Genomic DNA, 22,192 nt, shown 5'->3' with positions numbered 1-22,192 from the left:
CATGCTCGACCTGTTCAAGCGCATGGCGCGCGCGCCCGCCTTCGACGCCGCAGGACTCGGCGCGCAGGTGATCGCGCGCCCGATTGCGTCCGGCTGCATGCTGCCTGCGGGCGCTGTCGGCGTCGCCGTGTCGTCGACCGGCCACACGCGCCGCGTCCTCGCCGGCGGGCGCATGGTGCTGGCCGAAGGCGAAGCCGGCTGGTGCTTCCACCCCGGCCCGTATGGCTGCGACCTGCTGCCCTTTGCCGCCGCGCCCGAGATCGGGCTGCGCGTGCACTTCGCGATCGACAGCCCCGATCCGCGCGTGACCCAGCAGCGCTTCGACCTGTTCCTGGCCAGCGAAGGCGCGGGCGAACTGGCGCTCGGTGCGCTGGCCGAGCGCATCGAGGCGGCCCTGCAACGCGAGCTGGCCCAGGGCAACCTGGAGCTGCCGCCGTGCACGACGCTCGACGAATGGAATGCGTTCCGGGGCGGCTTCAACCAGCTGCTCTACACGCGCTTCGGCGTCACGGTCGACGACTGCGTGCCGGTCGACCTGGCGGACAGCCGCGATTTTGCGCGCGAACTGGCGGCGCGCGCGGTGGCCGGCGCCGCCGCGGTGCCCGTCGCGCAGGAGGCGTCCGCCGCCGCGCCGCCGGCGCTGGTCGATGCCGGCCGCGACGACGCCCGCGCGCTGCGCCGGCTCTTCCTCGAACTGCCCTGCGTGATGTGCCGCGTGCGCCAGGCGGCGCTGCCCCAGGGGCAAAGCCTGTTCCGCCAGCAGCAGGCCTTGCTGCAGCGGCTCGACCTGGTCTGCCTGGCCGCTTCCACCATGCCAGCGCTCGGCCTGGCGGCGCCGGGGCAGGCGCTCGACAGCGACAATCAAGCGCGCCGCGCGCACCACAGCCTGCGCGCAGCGGGCGCGCTCGACGAAGCCTGGGCCCTGCTGGCGCGCCTCGAGCGCGCCGGCGACGAAGGACTGGATGTGCTCTTCGACGAAGCGGACCGCATCGTGGCCAACCTCGAATACGAACTCGCCGGGCGCAAGCGTGTGGCGCCGGAAGAGGAGGACGCATGAACGCGCCGCTGCCGAAGCGTCCCGATACCGTGACCGTGCGCAGCGGCTTGCCCGATGGCGGCTACGTCGCCGTCACCGCCACCCGCCGTCAGCGCGGGGGCCGCGCCGAAGTGAAATGCAGCGTGCCCGGCGCGCCGCAGCTGGCCGCGCGCATGGCGCTGGTGGCCAGGCTGGCGCGGCACACCGAAGCGCGCTACGACAGCCGCGACCAGGTCGTGATCAGCATGGACCGCGCACCGGGGTCCTCGCTGCGCGACTGGGAACTGGCAGTGGTGCTGGCCGACCGCGCCGTGCGCGGCCTGCTTGCGCTGCGCGACGGCGTCGTGGCGAATGGCTGGTCCGGCGACTGGCAGCGCGGCCGTATCGATGGGCACGACGTGTCCGACCTGCCGTCCGGCGCGCTGCGCGGCGGACCAGGGTACTTGCACCATCTTGGTGCAGTGTCCGGCCAGCCCGACGTGGCGGCCTCGGTATCGAGCGCGCGTGCCTGGTTCCCGCTGCACAGCGGCGGCATCAACGACAGCCTGTGCTGGGTCGAGGTCAGCGTCTATCCGCTGGAGGCCGGCGCGCCGGCGGACGAAGACGCGATCGCCGCGCCCGGCCTGGACGGCGTGCGCCAGCAGGCGGTGCGACTGGCCTTGCTCGGCGCGCGCCATTTCGACGGCGCACGCCCTGCGCGCTGGCGCACCACGGTGCGCTTCGGCCACGACGGCCTGGCCGGCGCCTCGTATGAACTGGCGCTGGTACTGGCGGACCGCCTGGCGCGCGGGCGCGAGTTCGTGCCGCGGGGGCGCATCATCGCCAGCGGATGGTCCAGCGCCTGGCATGCCGGGCTGGTCGAACCGGTCGAAGGACTGGGGCCGAAGTGCGCGCTGATCGAGCGCGAAGCCCAAGCTGGGGACCGCATCCTGCTGCCGCGCGCCTGGGAAGCCGGCCTGCCGCCGGGCCTGGCCGATGCGGTCCGTGCGAAAGGCGCCAGCCTGGTGTGCGTGGAGCGGATCGGGATCATTTAGAATCGGTCTGTTACCACGGACCGTCGGTAGATAGAGAATCACGTGAGGATGGAGTCGGATCATGGTCCAGATGTTCGGTTTTGGCGGCAGCCGCTGCCCGCGTTGCGAGCACAGGAACGCGGGCGGCGCCGGCTATTGCGCGGCCTGCGGCATCACCCTGGGCGCGCCGCGCAATGCGCCGGTGCTGGTCGAAAACCGCTGGATCGCCGGCCCCGGCGAGCTGGCCGTGTTCTTCGGCGTGCGCGCGCTGTCGGGCCTGTTCGTGAAAACCCTGCGCGTGCCCGCCACCGCCCGCGCCTACATCCTGCAGGGCGGCGATGCGACCGAAGTGCCGCAGGGCGAATACGAAATCGAGGGCTTTTTTTCGCGCCTGAACCACCTGCTGCGCGACGGCCACGCCGAAATCCTGGTCACGCGCACGAATGCCTTGCCGGTCGATTTTCATTTCGACGATCTGCAGAGCGCCGAGCACCTGGCGGTGGGCGCGCAGTTCAGCGTCAGCCTGCGCATCGAAAACGTCCCCGCCTTCGCGCGCCATTTCATGACCATGCCGGGCACGGTGACCGTGGCCCAGCTGCGCGAACTCCTGCAGCCGGCCGTGCGCCAGCTGGCGTCCGAGTTTGTCGGGGCGCGCTCGCTGCGCGAAATGGCAAAACAGCCGGAGCTGCGCGCGCAATTCGACGAGCGCCTGCAAGGCGCGCTGCGCCTGCTGCTGGCGGACTATGGCCTCGGCGTGGTGCAGGTCGACACGCTCTCTCTGCGCCACGATAAATTCGACGCCAACCGCGCGCGCATCGGCACGCTGTGGCTGGCCGCCGACGAGCGCCGCGTGCAGATGGAACACGCGCGCCAGCTCGAGGAACTGTACGACGAAGGCGAGTGGCACCGCATCACGCGCGAAGAGCAGGCGGCGCGCCTGCGCCTGCGCCGGCTCGAGCTGCAGCAGAACGAAACGCTGGACCGTGCCGAGCTGACCCTGGCAAACGGCGAGCGCGCGCAGGCCGTGCGCGCGCGCGAACTCGACCTGTTTGCGCGCGTCGCCGAATCGCGGTCGCGCCGCGAAGCGGTCGAGCGCGGCGCCGGCGAGATCCTGGCCGAACTCGATCACGAACTGGCGCAGAAGCGCGGCCAGCGCGCCGGCGAACAGGCCGAATGGGCGCAGCTGCAGGCGCTGGCCGGCATCCGCATGCGCGGAGCGCTCGAAGTGGCGCAACAGGAAGCGCTGCAAGCACGCACGCTTGCGCGCCAGCGCTTTTCGCAGCAGCTGCTGACCCAGCAGATCCGCAACAAGGTCGAACAGGCGAAGGAAATCGAAGACGCCTCGCGCCGGCGCGCCGAGCTGGCGCACCTGCGCACAAGTGAAGAAGCGGCCGCGCGCCGTGCCCGCGAGCTCGACGACGAGGAACACAATGCGCAGTTCGCGCTCGTGGTGCTGGCGAATAATGCGCGCAGGCGCTCGCTCGAGCGCGAAGAGGAATGGATCGAGCTGCAGGCGCAGGCGCGCGTGCGCGAACACGCGCTGGGAAATGAGCTGGAAACCGAAGGCGTCAAACAAAAGATTGACGCCTTGCGCCGCGAGGGCGGCCAGCAGGAAGCGATTGCACAGCACGAAAAGCTGCTGCGCACGATCGAAGCGGAGCATCGCCAGGCGCGCGCGGCGAAAGAGGTCGAGCTGCTGGCCGAGGAGCGCCGCCACCAGCAGCGCCGCGCCGAACAGGAAGCGAGCTGGCAGCACGAGTTGCGCCGCATGGGCGCCGAGCGGGCCGAACGCGCGGCCGAGCTGGCGCATGCGCTGGACCTGGCACGCATGGAAATCGCGCGCGCCGAATCGCTCGACGCGTTGGACGACACGACCAAGCTGGCCGTGGCCGGCACGCCGAATGCGGCGGTGCTGGCCGATTACCTGAAAACGCGGGTGCACGCGACGATGGATGCCGGCCAGCTGGCGGCGCTCGCCGGCGTGGTGGCGGCGGGCGGCGCACTCAGTGCGGCGGACGCGGCGCGCCAGGCCCAGGAAGCGCTCGAGCGCGAGCGGGTACGGCGCGAAGTCGAGGTCGACAAGGACCGGCGCCACCAGCTCGACCTGCTGGCGCTGCAGAACGACGTGAACAAGGCGGCCCTCGATGCGCAGGCCTCGGTGGCGGCGAGCGCGGGCCGTGCCTGCGCCAACGGCCATCCGGCGCACGCGGGGGACCGCTTCTGCGGCGCCTGCGGCGCGCCCCTGCACTGACGCAGGCCCGATGCAAACCGCCATCGACAAGATCCGCGAACTGCGTGCCCTGCACGAGGATGGCCTGCTGAGCCGCCAGGAATTCGACCAGCGCAAGAATGCGATCCTCGATGCGGCCCATGCGCCGCCGGCGTCCGCCGCGGCGCCCCTGGCTTCGCGCGGCACCGAGCTGGGACTCATGGCCGGCCAGCAGGTGGGCCCGCCGAACCGGCGCTACCGCCTCGAGCGCCTGGTCGCGCTCGGCGGCATGGGCCAGGTCTGGCAGGCCACCGACCTCGCGACCCACGCGGAGCTGGGCCACAGCGCCCGGGTCGCGCTGAAGATCCTGTCGCCGGAACTGACGCTCAGCTCGGCCCACGCCAGGCTGCTGGTGCAGGAAGCCACCCGCGCGCGGCGCCTGGCGCACGAACACATCGTGCGTGTTTATGACTGGGCGCAGGACCCGGCGACGTCGAGCTATTTCGTGATCATGGAATGCCTCGAGGGCGAAGACCTCGACAGCCTGCTGGCGCGCGAAGGCGCGCTATCCCTGGCGCGCACGCTCGACCTGGTGCGGCCCGTCGCCATGGCCCTCGACTATGCCTGGGAGCGGCACCGGCTGGTCCATCGCGACATCAAGCCGGGCAATGTCTTCGTCACCGCGCGCGGCGACGTCAAACTGCTCGACTTCGGGATCGCCGCGCGGGCGCGTGCGGGCGGGCGCACCGGTGGACCCACTGCGGCCGAGGCGCCGGCGCTGTCGGGAACGCCCGGCTACCGCGCGCCGGAAGCGGGTTCGCCCGGCACGGTGCCGTCGCGCGTGCTCGACGTGTATTCGGTGGCGGTGATGGTGCACCAGATGGTGTCCGGCAGCGCCACGCCCGTGGTCGGCGAGGCGCCGAGGCCGGACGGGCTCGACGACGCACAGTGGGACGCCTTGCGCAGCGGTTTTGCGCACGATCCGGCGGCGCGGCCCGCGAGCGTGTCGGCGCTGCTCGACCGGTTGGGCGCGGCGCCGGCCGAGGCCTTGCCTGGCGCGGTCGCGGAAAGCCCGCCGCCGGACGCGGTGCCCGATGAAGCACCTGCTGCCGATCCGGCGCCCGCGGCCGACGCGGTCGCGCAGCAGGCGATCGACGCCGGCGAACGCGCCCGCAACGCGGCGGCCGCGGCAGCCGCCCAGGCCGCGCGCCAGCGCCTGCGCGAGCAGCAGAAACGCGAACGCGCCGAAGAGGAAGCCGCGCGCCGCGCCCGCCGCGAAGCGCTGCGCGAGCAACTGGCGGCGCGCCGCGACGAGGAAGTGGCGAAGACGCGCCAGGCCCAGGACGAGGCCCAGCGCAAGGCGCTGCAGGCCAAAGCCGCGGCGGCCTACCTCGCCGAACAGGAACGCGCGCGCACCCAGGCGGCGGCCCAGGAAGCGGCGCCCCCCACAGCGGCGCCCGTCCCCGCGGAGCCGCCGACGCTGCTGCGCGACGCCTTCCTCGACGGCAGCGGCGCGGGCCCGGAACTGGTCGTGCTGCGCGCCGGCCGCTTCCAGATGGGCTCTCCGGAACACGAACGAAAAATCGCCATGCTCTGCGGCGCCCAGAAGAACTGGCTGGCGCGCGAAACGCCGCAGCACTGGGTCGGTATCGGGCGGCCCTTTGCCATGGGCCGCTACCCGGTCACGGTCGGCGAGTGGCGCGCCTTCGTGGAGGCCACCGGCTGGCAGCCCGCCGGCGAAGTCGACTGGTCGGCGCCGGGATTTCCGCAAACAGACCTGCATCCGGTGGTCGGCGTGACCTGGGGCGACGCCCAGCGCTACGTCGCCTGGCTGAGCGAACGCAGCGGCCAGCGCTACCGCCTGCCCAGCGAAGCCGAATGGGAATACGCCTGCCGCGCCGGCACCAGGACCGCGTTCAGCTTCGGCGACGCGATCGACACGACGCTCGCCAACTACGACGGCAATTTCACCTGGAACGGAGGCGCGCGTGGCGAGTACCGGCGCGGCACTACCCCGGTGACCCAGTTCGCGCCGAATCCCTGGGGCCTGCACGACATGCATGGCAACGTCTGGGAATGGGTGCAGGACGTGATGCACGACAGCTACGACGGCGCGCCAATCGACGGCAGCGCATGGGAAGCGGGGGGAGAACGCGCGCGCCGCATCCTGCGCGGCGGCTCCTGGCTGTACAACCCGCGCTACCTGCGCTCGGCGCTCCGGAACGGCTTCTCGGCCGTGATGGCGAACGATATCGTAGGTTTCCGGGTCGTGCGCGAACTGCCTGCGGAGCCGGACGAAGCGGACGTTTCCTGAGCGCAATTTCTTCGCGGTAGCGTGCGCAAGCCGCGGCATGGCCGGCGTAGGCTGGAGCAGTAAGAACGGTCTATTGAAAGCGCACAGGAGGACGTGCCATGAAAATCCCCGAAGAGCTGCGGATCCCGGCCATCGTGTTCGCGCTGCAGGCGGCGCTGCTGGCCGGCTGCGGCCTGATCTTCATCGTGCTGCTGACCCAGGGGCACTAGCGCCCGGGCATGCGCCGGTTGAGGCGCCGATGCGGTCGGCGCGGCGGCCGTGCGCGGTGCCTTCCTGCGAGTGCGGGACCAGCGTGGCCGGCCCCTTGCGGTGTTCCGGATAGGGCCGGGCGGCGAAGCGCGCGCCGTGCGGCCAGCCGGCCAGGGCCGGACCCTGCTCGGCGAGTGTCGGAGTGAGCGGCGTCTGCTCGCCGCTTTGCGGGTCGAGCTGCCAGAAGCCGCCGTCAAGGTGGAACAGCGGCGGCAGCCCGAGCGCGGCCAAACGCGGCGCGGCCTCAGGCTTGCGTTCCGGGTCCATCAGATAAAACGCTTCATGCGCCATGGCGGCATCGAGCCGGTTCAGGATGACGCCGTTCGTCAGCACGGCGCTCACCTCGAACAGGACGACGCCGGGGATGCTGGCCGTCAGCTCGATGCGCATGCCGGGACGCAGGGTGACGGGGACGTGCTTGCCGGGCCAGGCGCCGTCGAGCAGCAGGCCGTAGCGCGACACGTCCTCGATTTCGTAGCCGTCGCGCCCGCGCCGGATCAGCGCATGGCGGCTCGAAATGCGGCGCGTCAGGCCTTCGGGCAGGCAGCCCGATTCGCCGTGGTGCATCAAACGGATATCGGCATCGATCGCACCCGGTTCGTCGCGCCCGAGCACGCATTCGTCGAGCGCGAACAGGCGCAGGTAGCGGGGAACCGGCGCGTCGGCCGCGCCGTCCAGCACCAGGCAGGCGCTGCTTGCGGGGCAGGGGTGGACGGCAGCTGGGGCCGGCACGTCGATTTCGAGCAGGTCTTCGTCCCAGGCGATGCTGGAAAAGCCGAGGTCGATCTTGCCGGTGGGGGCCTGGGCGTCGAGGTCGAGGTGGGCGATGCCGGCGTTGGTCGCGCTGACGTCGATGTCGACCCGTCCGCCGCTGGTGCGGGCATTCACCCGCGCGATCGAGGCGTCCTCGGCATGCATGCGCACGTTCTTGTGGGTGGCGAGGAAGGTCTGGTGGATCTCGTGCAGGCTGGCGTCGGCGCGCGGGGCCAGGATCAGCAGGGTGGCGATCCAGGTGCGCGCGTTCGCGCCGGGCGCCTCGGCGCGGCTGTGCAGCTCGGCTTCGATGCGGTATTGGCCGTGTTCCAGGCCGCGCGAGGAAAACTCGAGGAAGACCGGCAGCCATTCGCCGCGCACGGTGCGCGTGAAACTGTGGCGATCGCCGTTTTCCAGCTGCAGGCGCGAACTCGCCAGCAGGGTGACCTGGGCGGCGCAGTCGAGCGGCATGCCGCGCAGTTCGAGTTTCAATACCTGGCGCCCGCCGGCCGCGCGCGGATCGAAGCCGCTCACGTGCAGGTGCGGGCGCAGCGCGGCGGCCGTGCCGATCGGCTCGCTGGCCGGGAGGGCGGCGATATCGGAGGGACGGATTTCCGGCACGGAGGCATCGGCCGCAAGCGGGGAAGGCTGCGCATGACCGTGCGCGCAAGCACGCTCGCCTGGCATCACCCAGACGGTGCAATGCGGATGATCGGGATGACGGCAACGGTTCATGAAAGGCCTCGTGGACCGGTGGAGCTTACGCGGATTGGCCCAGCCGTGGCGCGCGCGAGGGTCCGGCTGGAGTTGATTTATCGCATTATTTCCCATTGTAAAGCAACTCCCGTCCGACAGTCCGTGGCCGCGGCGCAGCGTAGGGTGGGCATGCCCACGCGTTCGAGCGCATGCATGTCGCCCAGCCCCACCCGGAACGCAGACGCCGCGGGCCAGGCAAGATTTTCGTCGTCATTACCGCCGTACGCGTGGGCATGCCCACCCTACGTTACGCGACGGTTAGCGGGCCAGGTAGGCCTGATCATGAAGCTAAGCGCGGCGCACCGTAGGGTGGGCATGCCCACGCGTTCGAGCGCATGCATGTCGCCCAGCCCCACCCGGAACGCAGACGCCGCGGGCCAGGCAAGATTTTCGTCGTCATTAACGCCGTACGCGTGGGCATGCCCACCCTACGTTACGCGACGGTTAGCGGGCCAGGTAGGCCTGATCATGAAGCTAAGCGCGGCGCACCGTAGGGTGGGCATGCCCACGCGTCAGGCGCACGCATGTCGAAAAGTCCACGCCGCCATGATCAACGATTCAGCCAGCTTGCGGCAGCGCCGTCTCGTCCCTGCCCGCGCCCCGCACACGCAGCACGATCGCAGTCAGGTTATCCGGTTGCAGCCCCACCGGCGGCCGCTCCTCGATCTCGGCAAACAGCGCGTCCAGGCACGCCTGCGCGTCGCCCTGCGCGAACAGGCGCGGCCAGCGCGCGACGAATTCGGCCGGGTCGCGGCAGGACCAGAAGCCGTCGGTGGCGAGCAGGTAAGCCGCATCCGCCCGTAAAACAAGGGCGCGGCGGTCGGGCAGGGAGCGCAGCCAGGGCGGCAGCGTGTCCACCTCGAGCGCGAACAGGCCGTCGTCGAGGCGCGCCGGATCGGCAAAGGTATTCCCGAGGATGAAAGCCTGGGCGATCTGCGGCGCATGGCTGCCGTGCACGTGCCGGCGCCATTCGCCTTCGTCGAGCAGGCCGGCAATCGCCAGCACCGTGGCCGGCACGTGGTCGACGGTGAGCGGCGTGGCCGCTCCCTGCGTGATTTCGTAGAGCCGCGAGTCGCCCGCATGCCAGAGCAGCGGACTGCCGGAGGCCGGGATCTCGAGCATCGTCAGCGTGGTGCCTGGACGCGGCCCCGCCTCGTGAAGCGCGTCGAAACGCCCCTGCAATGCGTGGTGCAGGCCGTCGAGATGGTGCGACAGGCTGGCAAGGTCGACACAGGCGGGAATCGCCAGCAGGCCGGCCGCGACAGATTCGGCCGCCTCGCGCCCATGCCCGTGGCCGCCCATGCCGTCCATGACGGCCAAACGCAGGTGGCCCGGCGGCCAGCCCGCGACCTGGACCGATTCGGGCTGGCCGCCCAGCAGGTAGCCGGCGCGGCCGGCGCCGTCGATGACCAGCAAATTGTCCTGGTTCTCGCGCCGTCGATGCGGGCCGGCGCCGATCCGGCTGTCCGCCGCGATCTCCATCCGTCCCCCGCTGTTCAGACCTTCAAGCATCGCTTTCCGTTCCCGTCCGCCGCTCCCATCAAAGGCATATCGTATGGTATGTTTTAGTTTTGACAAAGCCCCGCACGCGATGCTGATACGCCTCCTCGAATCGCCGGACCTGCCCGCCTGCGCGCGCCTGCTGCGCGCGAGCGCGACCGAATTCATCGTCCACGAATCGCCACGCGAAGGCGCCTGCACCTTCCTGCGCGAGAACGACGAAGCGGGGATGCGCGGCCATGTCGCTGCCGGCCACGTCTACCATGTGGCGATCGACGGGAACGAAGTCGCCGGCTTCATCTCCGTGCGCGACAACAGCCACGTCTTCCATATGTTCATCGACAAGCGCTGGCATCGCCAGGGACTGGCGCGGCGGCTATGGGAGGCTGCGCGCGCGGCGACGCTGGCGCGCGGCGGCAGCGGTGCCTTCACGGTGAACGCCTCGAACTACGCGGTGCCGGTCTACCAGTCCTTCGGCTTCGAACGCACGGCGCCGACCCAGTGCCTCAAGGGCCTGTACTTCAATCCGATGCGCTACACGCCGGGATAGGTTCCAAGCCCTCACGGCCGGGCTTCGTCCGCGCGGCGCAGCCACAAACTGCTGGCCCAGCCCTCGAAACGCTGGCCGTCCGCCTCGGCGCTCACTTGCCACCAGTCGCCCTCGCGTCTCCCCGTTGCCCGCACCAGCGAACCGGCCGGCAGCACCAGGACGCGGCGCGCGCCGACGCCGCGCGCGGCGCGCAAGTTCAGGGCATCGGCCACGCGGTAGCTGCGCCCGGCGTCCGGCAGGGGCGGGGCGCTTGCCTCCGGCAGGGCGGCGGCATGGGCCGTGTCGGCCGGCGCGAAGCAAGCCCACAGCGCGCCGCCGATCAGGCCCGTGCCGAGCACCAGCACCGCGAGGGCGCGCGCGTTCGGCCGGCGCCACCAGGCCCGCGGCGTGCAGTGCGCCGCCAGCGCGAGCGTCAGCAGCAAGGCGCCTGCGCCGCAGGCCGGCAGGAGCAGGGCCGGCGCCATGTCAGGCCTCGACGCGCAGCACGTAATGGCCGGCCACGATGTGGTGGCCGAGCGGCACCACATACGCTTGTTCTGCGCCGGCCGTCTCGATCGCGGCCACGAAACCGAGGCGCTCGTCGAGGTGGTACAGCGCCTGGGTCGGCGACTCGCGCGTGACCCGATAGCCATCCGGACCGGCTTCGAAACCGAAGGCATTGCGCGACAGGCCGAGGCGGTCGGCGCCGCCCGCATCGAGGCTGTCGGCCCCGCGCAGGCAGCCCCCGTCGAGCACGCGCAGGCCGGCCAGCATCGGGGCCGCGCGCCCGAAGACGTGGCGGGTGCCGCCCGGGACCGGCAGGCTGTGCTCCTGCGGCAGGCAGACGATGGCGCTGTAGCGCTCCGCCATCTGCGGGCTCGGGGCAAGCACGCGCACGTCGACGCCATCCCTCGGCGCAAAGCGGTTCGGCACCGCGATGCGCTGGCGGCCGTCGGGCGTGATCGCGTACACGGCATCGTTCGCATCGAGGGCAAAACCGAGCAGGCAGTCGGGCTGCACCGGGCCGGGCGCGAGCTCGCGCGTGAACCCGAACTCGATGGCGGCCGCGCCGGTGTCGCGGTAACGGCTCAAACGCGGCAGGGCCAGCGCGGCCAGGCTGACGCGCTGGCGCAGCACGGGGGCGTAGGTTGCGTCCTGGGCGGGCATGGACTGCGCGGCCGGCGCGGCGGCGCGGTGCAGCACCGGCACGGCGGTCAGTTCGGCGTCGTCGGTGCGGGCACGCGTTTTCCAGACCGCCGGCGCGCGCGGAGCCGGCGGCGCGCTGACGGGACGCGGCGCGGCGGCGGCCGCCTTCGCCTGCGCCGGCGTCACCTTCAACAGCAGCCGGGCAGGGGTGCCGGCCGTCTCCGGCGCGCGCGCGCGGATCGTGTAGTAGCCGCTGGCGGCGTCAAAACTGCAGTCGAAGGCGTCTTTCGGGCGCACCTGGAGTTCGAGCGGCGCATCGGGACCGTCGTTGATGATGAGGATGTTCGCGTGCGCCGCAAACGGCCAGCCCGGCACGCCGTGGGTGGCGCTGGCCGCGTCCGCGCCAAGCACGGTGAGGCGCTGGTTCGGATACACCGGGCAGACCGGCTGCCAGATGGCGCTGTCGCGCGAGACGCTGACCGTGTACAGCACTTCTTCGCCCGGCGCCGGCAGGTAGACGGCATGGCCGAACTTGACTTCGACCTGGCCGGGTTCCAGCGCATCGGATCCGAGCACGTGGTAGCGCACGTCGTCCGCGCCCAGCAGGTCGCCGAAATCCTTCTGGTGCAGCGCCTGCAGCGTCTGCGCCAGGTCGCGCACGCGCGCGCCGCGGGTCAGGTGGCGGTCGTCGTCGACCTCGTCCTGGGGCAGCACCAGGGTGACGTGGGAAAAGCAGCGCGTGGCCGCGCGGCCGCGCTGCTCGCGGGGAGAACGTTCCAGCAGGTCGCGCAGGAAGGGACGGCGGTTGAGAAGCGCCAGGCCCGGCGCCTGCCACAGCGCTTCGGCATTGAACACGTCGCCGACGCGGTTCAAGGTTTCGTGTTGGACGTAGACCGGCATGGTGGGTTCTCCTCGATTGTTGGGGCTGGACTAGCCAGGGCTAGCAGGGGGAAGATGAAAAACAGCAGGTGCGAGCCGCCGGCGGACAGGAAACTCATCGGCTGGCCCATGATCGGAAAGAAGGCGAGATTCGTCCCCCACGACAGGAGGAAATGACCGAACACGAAGGCGGCGCCCCCGCACAGGACGAAACAGCGGAAGCGCCCCAGCCAGGCCTGGCGGTAGTCGCGCGCCGCAAGCGCCCCCTGCCAGGCGCGCCAGGCGCCCGCCAGCAGCGCGCACAGGAACAGCGCCTGCAGCGTCCACAGCGCCAGTGCCGCGAGCAGGCCGTGGCGCTGCAGCAGGAAGGATGGCGCGAAATCGTCCTGCACCGCGGGGATCGCCAGCGCCTCCAGCGCGCCTTGCCCGAGCGCGGCCATGCCGAACAGGCCGTCGGCGCCCGTCCAGCCGCCGTCGGCGATCGCCTGCGCGCCGAGCAGCAGTTGCTGGCCCGTGTGCGGGTGCGCCGCCGGATCAAGCCAGACGCCGAAGCGCTCGCCATAAAAGGTCCACTGCGCCACCTCGTCCGGCGCGGCGCCGCGCAGCATCGCCAGGGCCAGCAAAGCGGTGCATGCCAGCGCGGCCACTGCCAGCGCCGGACCGGGCTTGCGCGCCGCGTACGACCAGGCCAGCAGCATTGCCGCGCCCCAGACCAGCAGCAGGATCAGCGGAGAGTAATCGTCGACCTGGACCAGGGCGACGGCCAGCAGCACGACGAAGAGCAGGACGGGCGAGGCCAGGCGCAACCAGCGCAGCAGGAAGCTGGCCCGGCCGGCGTCGCGTTCGCCCGCGCCCAGGCCGAGGGCCACACAGTGGGCCGTGAGGACCACCAGGGCGAGCTTCGCGAACTCCACCGGCTGCAGGTCGAACACGCCGGTCTCGTTGCCCCAGCCGACCTGCAGCAGCAGCGCCGCGAGCGCGGCGCCTGCGAGCAGCAGCAGGAGCAGCTCGACCCGGCCCTGCGCCGGCGGCTTGGCGCGCGCGAGGAGCAGCGCCAGGCTCGCCAGGCCCAGGCCCAGCGTGCTGGCGGCGGCCGTCTTCTGGAAGTGGCGCAGCCAGGAGGTGTCGGGCGCGCCGCTGCCCAGTTCCAGCTGCAGCAGCAGGCCGGCCGCAAGCAGCAGCACGCCAAGCTGCATGACGGCGCCGGCGCGGCGCGCAGTGAACGCATGCCACAGTGCGGCCCAGGACAGCAGCAGCGACACCGCGACACCGGGTGCGCCGCCCGTGCGCTGGGCCAGCAGCAGGCCGAACCCGGCGACGGCAAGCGCGGCGCCGGCCCCCAGGTGGGCGCAGCTTGCAAGGTCCTTGCGGTAGCGCGTGCGGCTGGCGATCGCTGCGGCCAGCAGGCCGGCCGCCCCGGCAAACAGGGCCCACCAGCTCCCGGCCGCCGGCCAGGTCCAGGCGTCGCGCGGCTGCCAGTGCCAGCGCACGCCTTGCGGCAGCTCGGTACGGCCTTCGGTCGAGAGCGCGACCCGGCCCGTCGGCTGCAGGCGCAGCAGCTTGCCCTCGACGCTGGCCAGCATGCGCGTGCGGCCGGCCGTGATCGACGTCACGCCGGCGAGCGCCTGTTCGGCCAGCGCCAGGTCCTGCGGCAGGCCGCGCTCGTCGAACAGCAGCGGCACGCGCTCGACGCCGGTGGCCGCGGCGAGTACGGGCACCCCATCCTCGAAGACGAGTTGCGCGCTGCCGGCCGGCGCGTCGGCGTTGCCGACCTGGGTGCCGCAGGACAGGTTGCCGCCGAAGCGCAGCGGGCGCTTGAGCGTCAGCGCGTGCGGCGCCCAGCGGTTCCACAGGGCCAGCAAGCGTGCGCCCGGACCCGCCGCGGGACAAGGGCCGAGCGTGGCGCCGTCGCGGCGCAGGCTCGCGCCGTCGTAAGTCCAGGCGTGGGCGCCGTCGCTGAAGGCTACCCCGTCCTCGCCTGCTCCGGTGATCCGGTAGGGGACGGCGCCGAGCCGGAATTGCTGACCGGCTTCTACCCGCCGCGCTCCGCTGCGCAGGCGCTCGTCGCCGCGTTCGAAGCGCAGGCCCTGCATGCCGTCGGCGCTGGCGGCGAACCAGCGGCCCTGTTCGTCGCGGCGCAGGCGCATATGCTGTTTTGCGGCCTGGGGCGCTGCCAGCTCGGCGCGTCCGAGCACGATTGCGGCGCCCGGGTCCAGCGCGATCTCGATCGAGGACGGCAGCCAGGCCGGGGGCGTACGCAGCACGGCCAGCGCCTGCAGGATGCACAGCAGCGCGAGCGCGGCCGCTGCGAACATCCTGCTGCCGGGCGCGCGCATCATGCGGCCCTCCGCAGCGTGCTTCCCTGGGCCGCCGCGATCAGGCGGCTGATCGCCAGCGCGTGCGGCGGGCGGTCCTGCGGCCTTCGCGCGAGCAGGGCGCGCAGCAGCGTCAGCGCAGCCGCGCCGCCATCGCCGGCGCAAGCGAGGAAGCGCGCGGCTTCGTCATCGGGCAGGATCGCCAGTGGTGCGCCGCCCAGCTGCACCGCGCCTTCACGCCCATGTGCCCGGAAAGCGTCGCCGCAGGCGCTGCAATAGCGCAGCGTGGCGCCGTCGGTGACGAGGTAGTAGAACAGGGCGCCGAGGGCGAAGTAGTCGGCCCTGGCCCCGGTGAGGTAGCCGGCGGGAGTGGGGAAGAACTGCTCGGGCGCCTGCCAGCTGGCCGTGCCGGCGTAGGAGTGGGCGGCCGTGTCGGCCAGGCTGCGGTTGGTGCCGAAGTCGGCCAGTTTGACACGCTTGTTGGCGGCATCGACCAGCAGGTTGGCCGGTTTCAGGTCGAGGTAGCGCCAGCCGTGCTGGTGGACCTTGGCCAGTGCGGCATTCACTTGCCCGATCCAGGCGAGTGCCTGGGGCAGGCCGATGCGGCGGCCCGCCGCGGCCTGCGCGGCAAGGTGCGCGGCGAGGTCTCCGTCGAGCAGTTCGAGCGCCATGGCGGGCAGGTCCTCGTGCCGGCCATGGTCGAGCAGGCGCACGATGTGGCGCGCGTCCCACGGCGCCAGGGAGTCGAGGAAGGCGATTTCGTGCGCGGCGCATTCACTCCAGCGCGGGCGCAGCGTGGGTACGGCGCGCTCCATCTGGGCGCGGTTGACCAGCTTGATCGCCACCGGGGCGAAGCCGTCGCGTTCGGCGCGCCAGACCGTGCCGTAGCTGGAGCCGGCCAGCTGCTCGCGCAGCCGGTAGTGGCCTGCCTTGAGCGTCACGATGTCGCCGCTTCGTACCATGTTTTCCCCGATGAACGCGGCAGGATGCCGCTGCTTCGACTAGCGGGGGGCGCTGGAAAACGACAGCGCCGGTCGCGCACCGTATGGGGTCATTGAGGCCAATGGCCTCAATGACGGGTTCACCGGGCACTTGTGTCCACGCGGTACGGCGATCGATCACTGGTTGCCGTCGAGCTCGCAAACCGCCCTCATGCACCGGATAAAGGCTTGGATGTCGAGCCGCGTGTTATCCGCCGGTGAACCGCGTGGGCACGAGTGCCCACGCTACGGTGCGCTACGGACACGAGTGAGCTCGGCGTGGACGAAAAAAACCGCGCTCGGGAGCGCGGTTTTTGCTGCAGCAGGGCCTGGATCAGCGGCGATAGCCGTCGTGGTCGCGGTAGCCGCCGCGGTCATGGTCGCGATAGCCACGGTCGCCGCGATCCCAGCCGCGGTCGCCACGATCCCAGCCGTGGTGACGGCCCCGTGGTTCGACGTACACGACCGCAGGTTCGCGGTAATAGCGTGGCTGTTCGTAATACACCGGGCGTGGCTGGACGTACACCGGAGCCGGCTGGTAATAACCAACCGAAGCGTAGCCGCGGTTGTTGTTGTAGTAGCGGCGATCGTCGTGGCCGCCGATCGAGTTGCCGACGGCTGCGCCGAGGACGCCGCCCACCAGGGCACCGCCGCCACCGCCCGCACTGGCGCCGATTGCTGCGCCGAGCACCGCGCCGACTGCCGTATTGGTGCCGCGGTCGCCAGCGAATGCCGAGGGCGAGACGGCGACAGCGGCCAGGATCACCGCACCAAAGCATTTTTTATTCAACATGGCATTTCCTTTTTTGCCTCAACGAGGATCGACATGATCGCTGTGACGCCGGGGCATGGAAACCACTATAGCCCGGGCCGCCGTGATCGCCACCTGCTAATACAGATTCTTACAACTGATCCGCACTCGGTAACATTCTTTTGACAAGCCTTGCAGACCGCCATGCCCGCCCCATCTGGGTTAAATATCTTCTTTTTCCCGAGCCTACATGTCCGCACGCCGTAACCTGGTCTTTGTCCTGTCCCTGCTGGTTCTTCTCCACGTGTATATCGGTGTGCGCCTGTTGCCCGCCCTCGGCCTGGGCCTCGGCGGCATGCTTGCCGGGACCGCTTTGCTGGCCTTGTCGACGGTACTGGTGCCGGTCGGGCTCCTGTCCTCCTCGCTGCGGCGCCGGCGCTGGTCGGAACAACTGGCCTGGATCGGCCTGCTGGCGATGGGCCTGTTTTCCTCGCTGCTGGTGCTGACCTTCGTGCGTGAGCTGGTGCTGCTGGGCGCGGCGATGGCAGGCGAGGGCAGTGCGCTGCTGGACCACACCAGTGCGCTGGCCGTGCCGCTGCTCGCGTTTGGCGTGACGGTCATCGGCTTCGTCAACGCCCGCCGCGTCGCGCGCGTAAAACGGGTCGACGTGCCGATCGAGGGCTTGCCGGAAGCGCTGCACGGCTATTCGATCGCGCAGATCTCCGATATCCACGTCGGCCCGACCATCAAGCGGCCCTACCTGAACGCGATCGTCAACCGCGTCAATGCGCTCGACGCCGATGCGATCGCGGTGACGGGCGACCTGGTCGACGGCAGCGTGCAACGCCTGGGGCTGCATACCCAGCCGTTGGCGCGCCTGTCGGCGCCCGACGGCGCGTTTTTTGTCACCGGCAACCATGAATATTATTCGGGCGCGGAAGAGTGGATCGTCGAGCTGCGGCGCCTGGGCCTCACCGTGCTGCTGAACCAGCACGTCGTGCGCCGGCGCGGCGACGCCGCGCTGATGATCGCCGGCGTCGCCGATTATTCGGCCCACCATTTCAATCCGGCCCACCGCAGCGACCCGCAGGCGGCCGCTGCCGGCGCGCCGCTCGGCCTTGCCGTGAAGATCCTGCTGGCGCACCAGCCGCGTAGCGCAACCGCCGCCGAAGCGGCGGGCTTCGACCTGCAACTGTCGGGCCATACACATGGCGGCCAGTTCTTCCCGTGGAATTTGTTCGTGCCCTTGCAGCAGCCGTTTGTTGCCGGGCTGCACCGGGTGCGCCGCCTGTGGGTGTACACCAGCCGCGGCACGGGTTATTGGGGACCGCCGAAGCGTTTCGGGGCGCCGTCGGAGATTACGCTGGTACGCCTGGTTCCTGCCTGATCGGGGCAGCGGTCCCTCTACCGCCTTTGCATTGGCGCTTGTAAAGACAGCAAAAACTTGCAGTATGCGCTATCGTTCTCATCCCCGACTCTTGAAGGATAGAACGCATGAACCGTCTCCGCCAGCCAGCCCTCCGCCTCGCGGTTGCAGCCCTGTTCGCCGCGCCGTCCGTGGGCAGCGCCCAGGCTGCCAGCCCCGGCAACGACCCGGCCGCGCTGGCGAAGATCCGCGATACGGCGCTGCAAAGCGACTATGCATGGGAACGTACGGCGGACATGACCGACCTGATCGGTCCGCGCCTGGCTGGCTCGAACGGCGCGGCGGCCGCGGTGACCCAGGTCGCCGATGCCATGCGCAAGCTGGGCGCGAAGGTGACGCTGCAGCCGGTCAAGGTGCCGCATTGGGTGCGCGGGCAGGAGACGGGCGAGCTGGTCGACTACCGCGGCCGGCCGGGCGGCATCAGCCAGCACCTCGTGCTCACCGCACTCGGCGGCTCGGGCGCCACCCCGGCCGCGGGCCTGACGGCGCAGGTCGTCGTGGTCTCGAGCTTCGACGAACTGAAGGCGCGCGCCGGCGACGTCAAGGGCCGCATCGTGCTCTTCGACGTTCCCTTCGACCAGAACATGGCCGACCGCGGCCTGGCCGGACAGGCCTATGGCGCCGGTTCGAACTACCGCACCAACGGCCCGCGCATGGCGGCCGAGCTCGGTGCGGCGGCGGCGCTGGTGCGTTCGGTGGGCGGCGCCAACTTCCGCCTGCCGCATACGGGCGCCACCAACCTGCAGGACGGCGCGCGCATCCCGGCCGCGGCCGTCACGGTCGAGGACGCCATGCTGATGAGCCGCCTCGCGAAACGCGGCCCCCTCACCATGCGCTTGCTGCTTACGCCGCAGATACTGCCTGACGCCGACAGCTACAACGTGATCGCCGACCTGCCCGGCACGGACAAGGCGGACGAGGTCGTGATCGTCTCGGGCCACCTCGATTCCTGGGACCTGGCCACCGGCGCCAACGACGACGCCGCCGGCGTGGCGAGCGCCATGGCCGTCTTCGACACCCTGAAAAAGCTCGACTACCGGCCGCGCCGCACGATCCGCCTGGTCGCCTGGATGAACGAAGAGAACGGCACGCGCGGCGCGCGCGCCTATCTCGAGGCGAACACGGCGAACGCCGCCAGCCACGTCGGCGCGATCGAGAGCGACAACGGGGCAGGGCGTCCGTTCGGCCTGCGCGCAAGCGTGCCGGCAGCGTCGAGCCGCCTGTTTGCGCCGCTGCAGGCGGCCTTGCAGCCGATCGGCGCCGGCGTGTTCCAGCGCCAGGACGCGCTCTCGACCGGCGACCTGTCGGGCCTGGAACGCGCAGGCGTGCCGAGCTTCGCGCCGCTGATCGACACCTCGCGCTACTTCGACTACCACCACACGGCAGCCGATACGCTGGACAAGGTCGACCCGGACAACCTGCGCCGCCACGTGGCCCTGATGGCGACCACGGCCTGGTTCCTGGCCAATGTCGAGGAGCCGATCGGGCGCGCGGTGGTGCCGGCTCGGTAAGAACCTGTCCCGGCGGGCCGGAGTCGCTGCGCGCGGGCTGGCCCGCTCACTCGATCGGCACCCGCCTGACGGCGCGCGCATGGCCGCGAAACGGCCGGCCGTATACTGTCTGGATGCCGCTGGCGAAGTTTTCGCCCCAGACCAGTTGCGCGCGCGTCTCGTGCGCCTCGGACGACCAGTACCACTCGCGTTCGAATTGCTCGCGCAGGTTCGCGAACAGCAGGGACAGCTCGCGCCGGCTCGGCAGTTCGCCGCCCTGCGCCGTGGCCCATTCGAGTGCGCCCGGCCAGCCCACATCGGCTGCGTCGCCGGGAAGCAGGATCAGGTGGTGGTCGGCGCCGCCATCCTTGCCCAGGATAATGCCGGCGTAATGTTCGCCTTCCTTCAGCGTGTCTCGTAATTGCATATAGATACCCATCGGTGTCCTCGCGCGTCGGTTTGGTTTATCCGGTCATGCAGGTATGACACCGGCCTCGGCGTTTTAGTTGCCTGGCTGGCTAGACATAGATCAGGAAGCTATTCGATTTCAAGGCAATAAACGGTTTTAATCGCGTAGCAGAACTGAATTTCATTCACGCCGCCCGAACAAGGGCCGCGCGGCTGCAAGGCCTGCGGGTTTTTGGCGTCGAATGGCAGGAGTGTGATCTGGCGCAAACACATTGCGCAAATTCGTATTTAAGAGTCAAGACCTTCGTGTAGAATCAATTTTTTAAGTTGCGGGTCAGGGCGGACGTCCTGGTGGCGTGCGGTTCGTTCCGGCGTTCCCGGCAGCAGATCGAACACGGTACCTGGCATGTCACGCACTGCGCATCACGAGTTGTTCAGTTTCACGTGTTTTACGTCCTTCCACGGCGCGGCGCCTGCCCGCGCCGTTGTCTTTTCTGCCCACACGATCGCGCGCCGCAACTGTCCGCGCGGCGCCGCCCGCATCCGCAGGCCAGGATCTCCCGCCCGGCTTGCCTGAGCTCGGCCGACGCCGCGCGTCGCGCCCGAGCTTCCCCCGACACTCCTGCCACCGCGCCGCGGCCCGGCATTCCCACAGTCTTTTCTTCGCCCACGATGTTGGGGAGTTATCGAATGGATATCGAGATGAACACGAACGAATCGCAAGCACAGCCTGTCCCCGACGCTGCACGCCGTCCACGCCGCCATTTCGCGAAACAACTGGTCGAACGCGGCCAGCGCCTGCGCAACCGCACGGGCGTGCTGATCGGTTTGTCCCTTGGACTGGTCGCCCTGCTGACGATGCTGGAATAGGACCGCCGTCCCTCCACGCTGGCGCGTGAGGGGAGGATGGTGTTGAGTGGACCGACGCCGCGCGCGTCGTGCTACTCGGGCATCGGCAGCGCCATTTCCGGGCCGTCGGCATTCGCGCGGTTGACTTGCGGCGTGACCTTGAACCACTCGAAGGCCTCGGGCGGAAGCGCCGCCTGGCGCGCCAGTTCGAGCGCCTGTTCGGGACTGATGTCCGGATCGAGCCAGAGCGCGGCGTCGGCCGCCTCGAGCACGACCGGGCGCCGGTCGTGGATGTCGAGCATGCCTTCGGCGGCATCGTCGGTGACGAGTACGAAGCCGGCCTCGGCCCGGTTTTCGGTAAACGTGCCAAAACTGGCCAGCGCCAGCATGTACAGGGGAGCGCGGTCCTTGCGGTGGATATGCCAGGGCTGCTTTTTCCCCTTTTCGCCGGTCCACTCGTACCAGCCGTCGGCCGGCACGATCGCACGGCCGTTTTTCAGCAGCCGGCTCCAGTAGCGGTTGCTCAGCTTGTCGAGGCGGGCGTTGATGGAAATCGGCAGTTTCCCTTCAGCCCATTTCGCGCGATAACTCCAGAAGACATCGTCGATGCGACGCTCGCCGTCCTGCATGTGCATGACGGGGCGATACGTACCGGGCGGCACGTTATAGGCCGGCGTCGATTCGCTGTCGTACACGGCATCGGCCCAGCCGAAGACGCTCGCGTAATATCGTGCCGTTTGGCTCTGGTCAAATCGTCCACACATGGGACCATGGTACTGCAAAATTCGCGCCGCACGATTGGCAAGGGGGCAGCGGGGCGGGGCTGGGCTACGGGTGGTGCTATCCTGCAAACCTGACACCAGAAGGAGAAAACGACATGGCGGCAGCCTGGCTGAAAGTACTGAAATCCGTTCCCTGGGGCGAGGTCATTTCGGCCGCGCCCCAGGTCGCAAGCAGCGCGCGCCGGCTGTGGGAGACCGTCGGCCGCAAGGTGACTCCCCTGCCCAACACCGAGCTCGACGAAGCGGTGGCGCACATGCCGGTCGACGACGGGCTGGCCATGCTCGCGGCCCAGGTGGAACAGCAGGACGCCGCGATCGCCCAGCTCCACGGCCAGGTGCGCGAAGCCTCGAAACTGATCACGGAACTGGCCGACCAGAACGCCCAGCTGATTGCGAAACTGCAGGCCGCGCGCGAGCGCCTGACCCTGGTCGGTTTCGTTGCCGCCGCGTCCGGCGTGCTGGGCCTCGTTGCGCTCGCGCTGGTGCTGGCGCGCACTTGATGGCGAACTGGACAAGTCCTGCATGAAATTCGTCCTGATCCTGTTCACGAGCTTCGTCTTCATCGCCATGCTGATGAATTCCGGGCGCAAGCGCGGCATGCTCAGCAAGGACGCCGACAAGGCGGTGGCGGGCCTCGCCACCGCGATGCGCTATTTCCTCTACGGCGTGCTCGTCATCGGCGCCGCCGCTTGCGCGGTGCTGCTCTACCAGGGCCGTTAGGCCTGCTGCGCGCGCCGGTCTCCCGATCGGCGCCGGATCTCCTCACCGTTCCTGCCCCCCGTTCGCAGCGGCCTGCCCGCCTCCGGG

At 70.2% G+C, this 22,192-nt stretch carries 19 protein-coding genes; 10 read left to right on the top strand and 9 right to left on the bottom strand.

Annotated features, from left to right (window positions below):
- Position 1: 1 nt before the first annotated feature.
- From AC1MEM_RS18895 to AC1MEM_RS18880, 4 genes are all read left to right on the top strand, one after another.
- Positions 2–1,057 carry a hypothetical protein gene (locus tag AC1MEM_RS18895; protein WP_499473094.1) on the top strand — a complete coding sequence of 352 codons (1,056 nt, stop codon included), beginning with the start codon at positions 2–4 and terminating at the stop codon, positions 1,055–1,057.
- The gene (locus AC1MEM_RS18890) at positions 1,054–2,070 is read left to right on the top strand and encodes a hypothetical protein (protein ID WP_499473093.1); all 1,017 of its coding nucleotides are present in this window, start codon (positions 1,054–1,056) and stop codon (positions 2,068–2,070) included. The genes AC1MEM_RS18895 and AC1MEM_RS18890 overlap by 4 nt, the downstream gene beginning before the upstream one ends.
- Before the next feature lie 61 nt (positions 2,071–2,131).
- Complete coding sequence (locus tag AC1MEM_RS18885; RefSeq protein ID WP_499473091.1) at positions 2,132–4,300, top strand: SPFH domain-containing protein; 2,169 nt, start codon at positions 2,132–2,134, stop codon at positions 4,298–4,300.
- A gap of 10 nt (positions 4,301–4,310) precedes the next feature.
- Entirely contained in the window at positions 4,311–6,572 is a 2,262-nt protein-coding gene (locus tag AC1MEM_RS18880; RefSeq protein WP_499473089.1) for an SUMF1/EgtB/PvdO family nonheme iron enzyme, read from the top strand.
- Positions 6,573–6,752: 180 nt separating this feature from the next.
- Here the strand turns inward: AC1MEM_RS18880 and AC1MEM_RS18875 are convergent, their stop codons facing one another.
- Together AC1MEM_RS18875 and AC1MEM_RS18870 are read right to left on the bottom strand one after the other, a co-directional pair.
- Positions 6,753–8,309 (bottom strand): FHA domain-containing protein, encoded by a 1,557-nt coding sequence (locus tag AC1MEM_RS18875; RefSeq protein WP_499473087.1) that lies wholly within the window; start codon positions 8,307–8,309, stop codon positions 6,753–6,755.
- 579 nt (positions 8,310–8,888) lie between these two features.
- Entirely contained in the window at positions 8,889–9,842 is a 954-nt protein-coding gene (locus AC1MEM_RS18870) for a PP2C family protein-serine/threonine phosphatase (protein ID WP_499473085.1), read from the bottom strand.
- A 79-nt stretch (positions 9,843–9,921) separates the two neighbouring features.
- Between AC1MEM_RS18870 and AC1MEM_RS18865 the strand changes: the two genes are divergently transcribed.
- The gene (locus tag AC1MEM_RS18865) at positions 9,922–10,380 is read left to right on the top strand and encodes a GNAT family N-acetyltransferase (RefSeq protein ID WP_499473083.1); all 459 of its coding nucleotides are present in this window, start codon (positions 9,922–9,924) and stop codon (positions 10,378–10,380) included.
- 11 nt (positions 10,381–10,391) lie between these two features.
- On the opposite strand, the gene AC1MEM_RS18860 is transcribed toward AC1MEM_RS18865, so the two are convergent.
- The 5 genes from AC1MEM_RS18860 to AC1MEM_RS18840 form a co-directional block, all read right to left on the bottom strand.
- Positions 10,392–10,844: an SH3 domain-containing protein gene (locus tag AC1MEM_RS18860; protein WP_499473081.1), complete on the bottom strand. Its 453-nt coding sequence runs from the start codon at positions 10,842–10,844 to the stop codon at positions 10,392–10,394.
- Between the two features lies 1 nt (position 10,845).
- A complete protein-coding gene (locus AC1MEM_RS18855; protein WP_499473080.1) occupies positions 10,846–12,405 on the bottom strand; it encodes a hypothetical protein in 1,560 nt (519 codons plus the stop codon).
- Positions 12,375–14,723: an FtsW/RodA/SpoVE family cell cycle protein gene (locus AC1MEM_RS18850; protein WP_499473078.1), complete on the bottom strand. Its 2,349-nt coding sequence runs from the start codon at positions 14,721–14,723 to the stop codon at positions 12,375–12,377. Before AC1MEM_RS18850 ends, AC1MEM_RS18855 begins: the two co-directional genes overlap by 31 nt.
- Positions 14,720–15,661 (bottom strand): protein kinase domain-containing protein, encoded by a 942-nt coding sequence (locus AC1MEM_RS18845; protein WP_499473076.1) that lies wholly within the window; start codon positions 15,659–15,661, stop codon positions 14,720–14,722. Before AC1MEM_RS18845 ends, AC1MEM_RS18850 begins: the two co-directional genes overlap by 4 nt.
- Before the next feature lie 352 nt (positions 15,662–16,013).
- Complete coding sequence (locus AC1MEM_RS18840; RefSeq protein ID WP_499473074.1) at positions 16,014–16,472, bottom strand: PXPV repeat protein; 459 nt, start codon at positions 16,470–16,472, stop codon at positions 16,014–16,016.
- 208 nt (positions 16,473–16,680) lie between these two features.
- On the opposite strand from AC1MEM_RS18840, the gene AC1MEM_RS18835 reads away from it, so the two are divergent.
- Positions 16,681–17,817 carry a metallophosphoesterase gene (locus AC1MEM_RS18835; protein WP_499473072.1) on the top strand — a complete coding sequence of 379 codons (1,137 nt, stop codon included), beginning with the start codon at positions 16,681–16,683 and terminating at the stop codon, positions 17,815–17,817.
- A 107-nt stretch (positions 17,818–17,924) separates the two neighbouring features.
- Positions 17,925–19,367, top strand: a complete 1,443-nt coding sequence (locus tag AC1MEM_RS18830) for a M20/M25/M40 family metallo-hydrolase (RefSeq protein ID WP_499473070.1) — start codon at positions 17,925–17,927, stop codon at positions 19,365–19,367.
- Positions 19,368–19,413: 46 nt separating this feature from the next.
- Here the strand turns inward: AC1MEM_RS18830 and AC1MEM_RS18825 are convergent, their stop codons facing one another.
- Complete coding sequence (locus AC1MEM_RS18825; protein ID WP_499473068.1) at positions 19,414–19,773, bottom strand: Lcl C-terminal domain-containing protein; 360 nt, start codon at positions 19,771–19,773, stop codon at positions 19,414–19,416.
- Positions 19,774–20,456: 683 nt separating this feature from the next.
- On the opposite strand from AC1MEM_RS18825, the gene AC1MEM_RS18820 reads away from it, so the two are divergent.
- The gene (locus AC1MEM_RS18820) at positions 20,457–20,624 is read left to right on the top strand and encodes a hypothetical protein (RefSeq protein ID WP_499473066.1); all 168 of its coding nucleotides are present in this window, start codon (positions 20,457–20,459) and stop codon (positions 20,622–20,624) included.
- A 71-nt stretch (positions 20,625–20,695) separates the two neighbouring features.
- Here AC1MEM_RS18820 and AC1MEM_RS18815 read toward each other — a convergent pair whose 3' ends face one another.
- Positions 20,696–21,367, bottom strand: a complete 672-nt coding sequence (locus tag AC1MEM_RS18815; RefSeq protein ID WP_499473064.1) for an SOS response-associated peptidase — start codon at positions 21,365–21,367, stop codon at positions 20,696–20,698.
- 113 nt (positions 21,368–21,480) lie between these two features.
- Here AC1MEM_RS18815 and AC1MEM_RS18810 point away from each other — a divergent pair, with 113 nt between their 5' ends.
- Both AC1MEM_RS18810 and AC1MEM_RS18805 read left to right on the top strand, forming a co-directional pair.
- On the top strand, positions 21,481–21,885 hold the full coding sequence (locus AC1MEM_RS18810; protein ID WP_499473062.1) for a hypothetical protein: 405 nt from the start codon (positions 21,481–21,483) through the stop codon (positions 21,883–21,885).
- Between the two features lie 22 nt (positions 21,886–21,907).
- The gene (locus AC1MEM_RS18805; RefSeq protein ID WP_499473061.1) at positions 21,908–22,105 is read left to right on the top strand and encodes a hypothetical protein; all 198 of its coding nucleotides are present in this window, start codon (positions 21,908–21,910) and stop codon (positions 22,103–22,105) included.
- The last annotated feature ends 87 nt before the right edge of the window (positions 22,106–22,192 follow it).

The organism is Telluria sp. AIW5, assembly GCF_056680575.1.
Note: the sequence above shows the minus strand (reverse complement) of the source record. Positions and strands in the feature narration are given on the sequence as shown.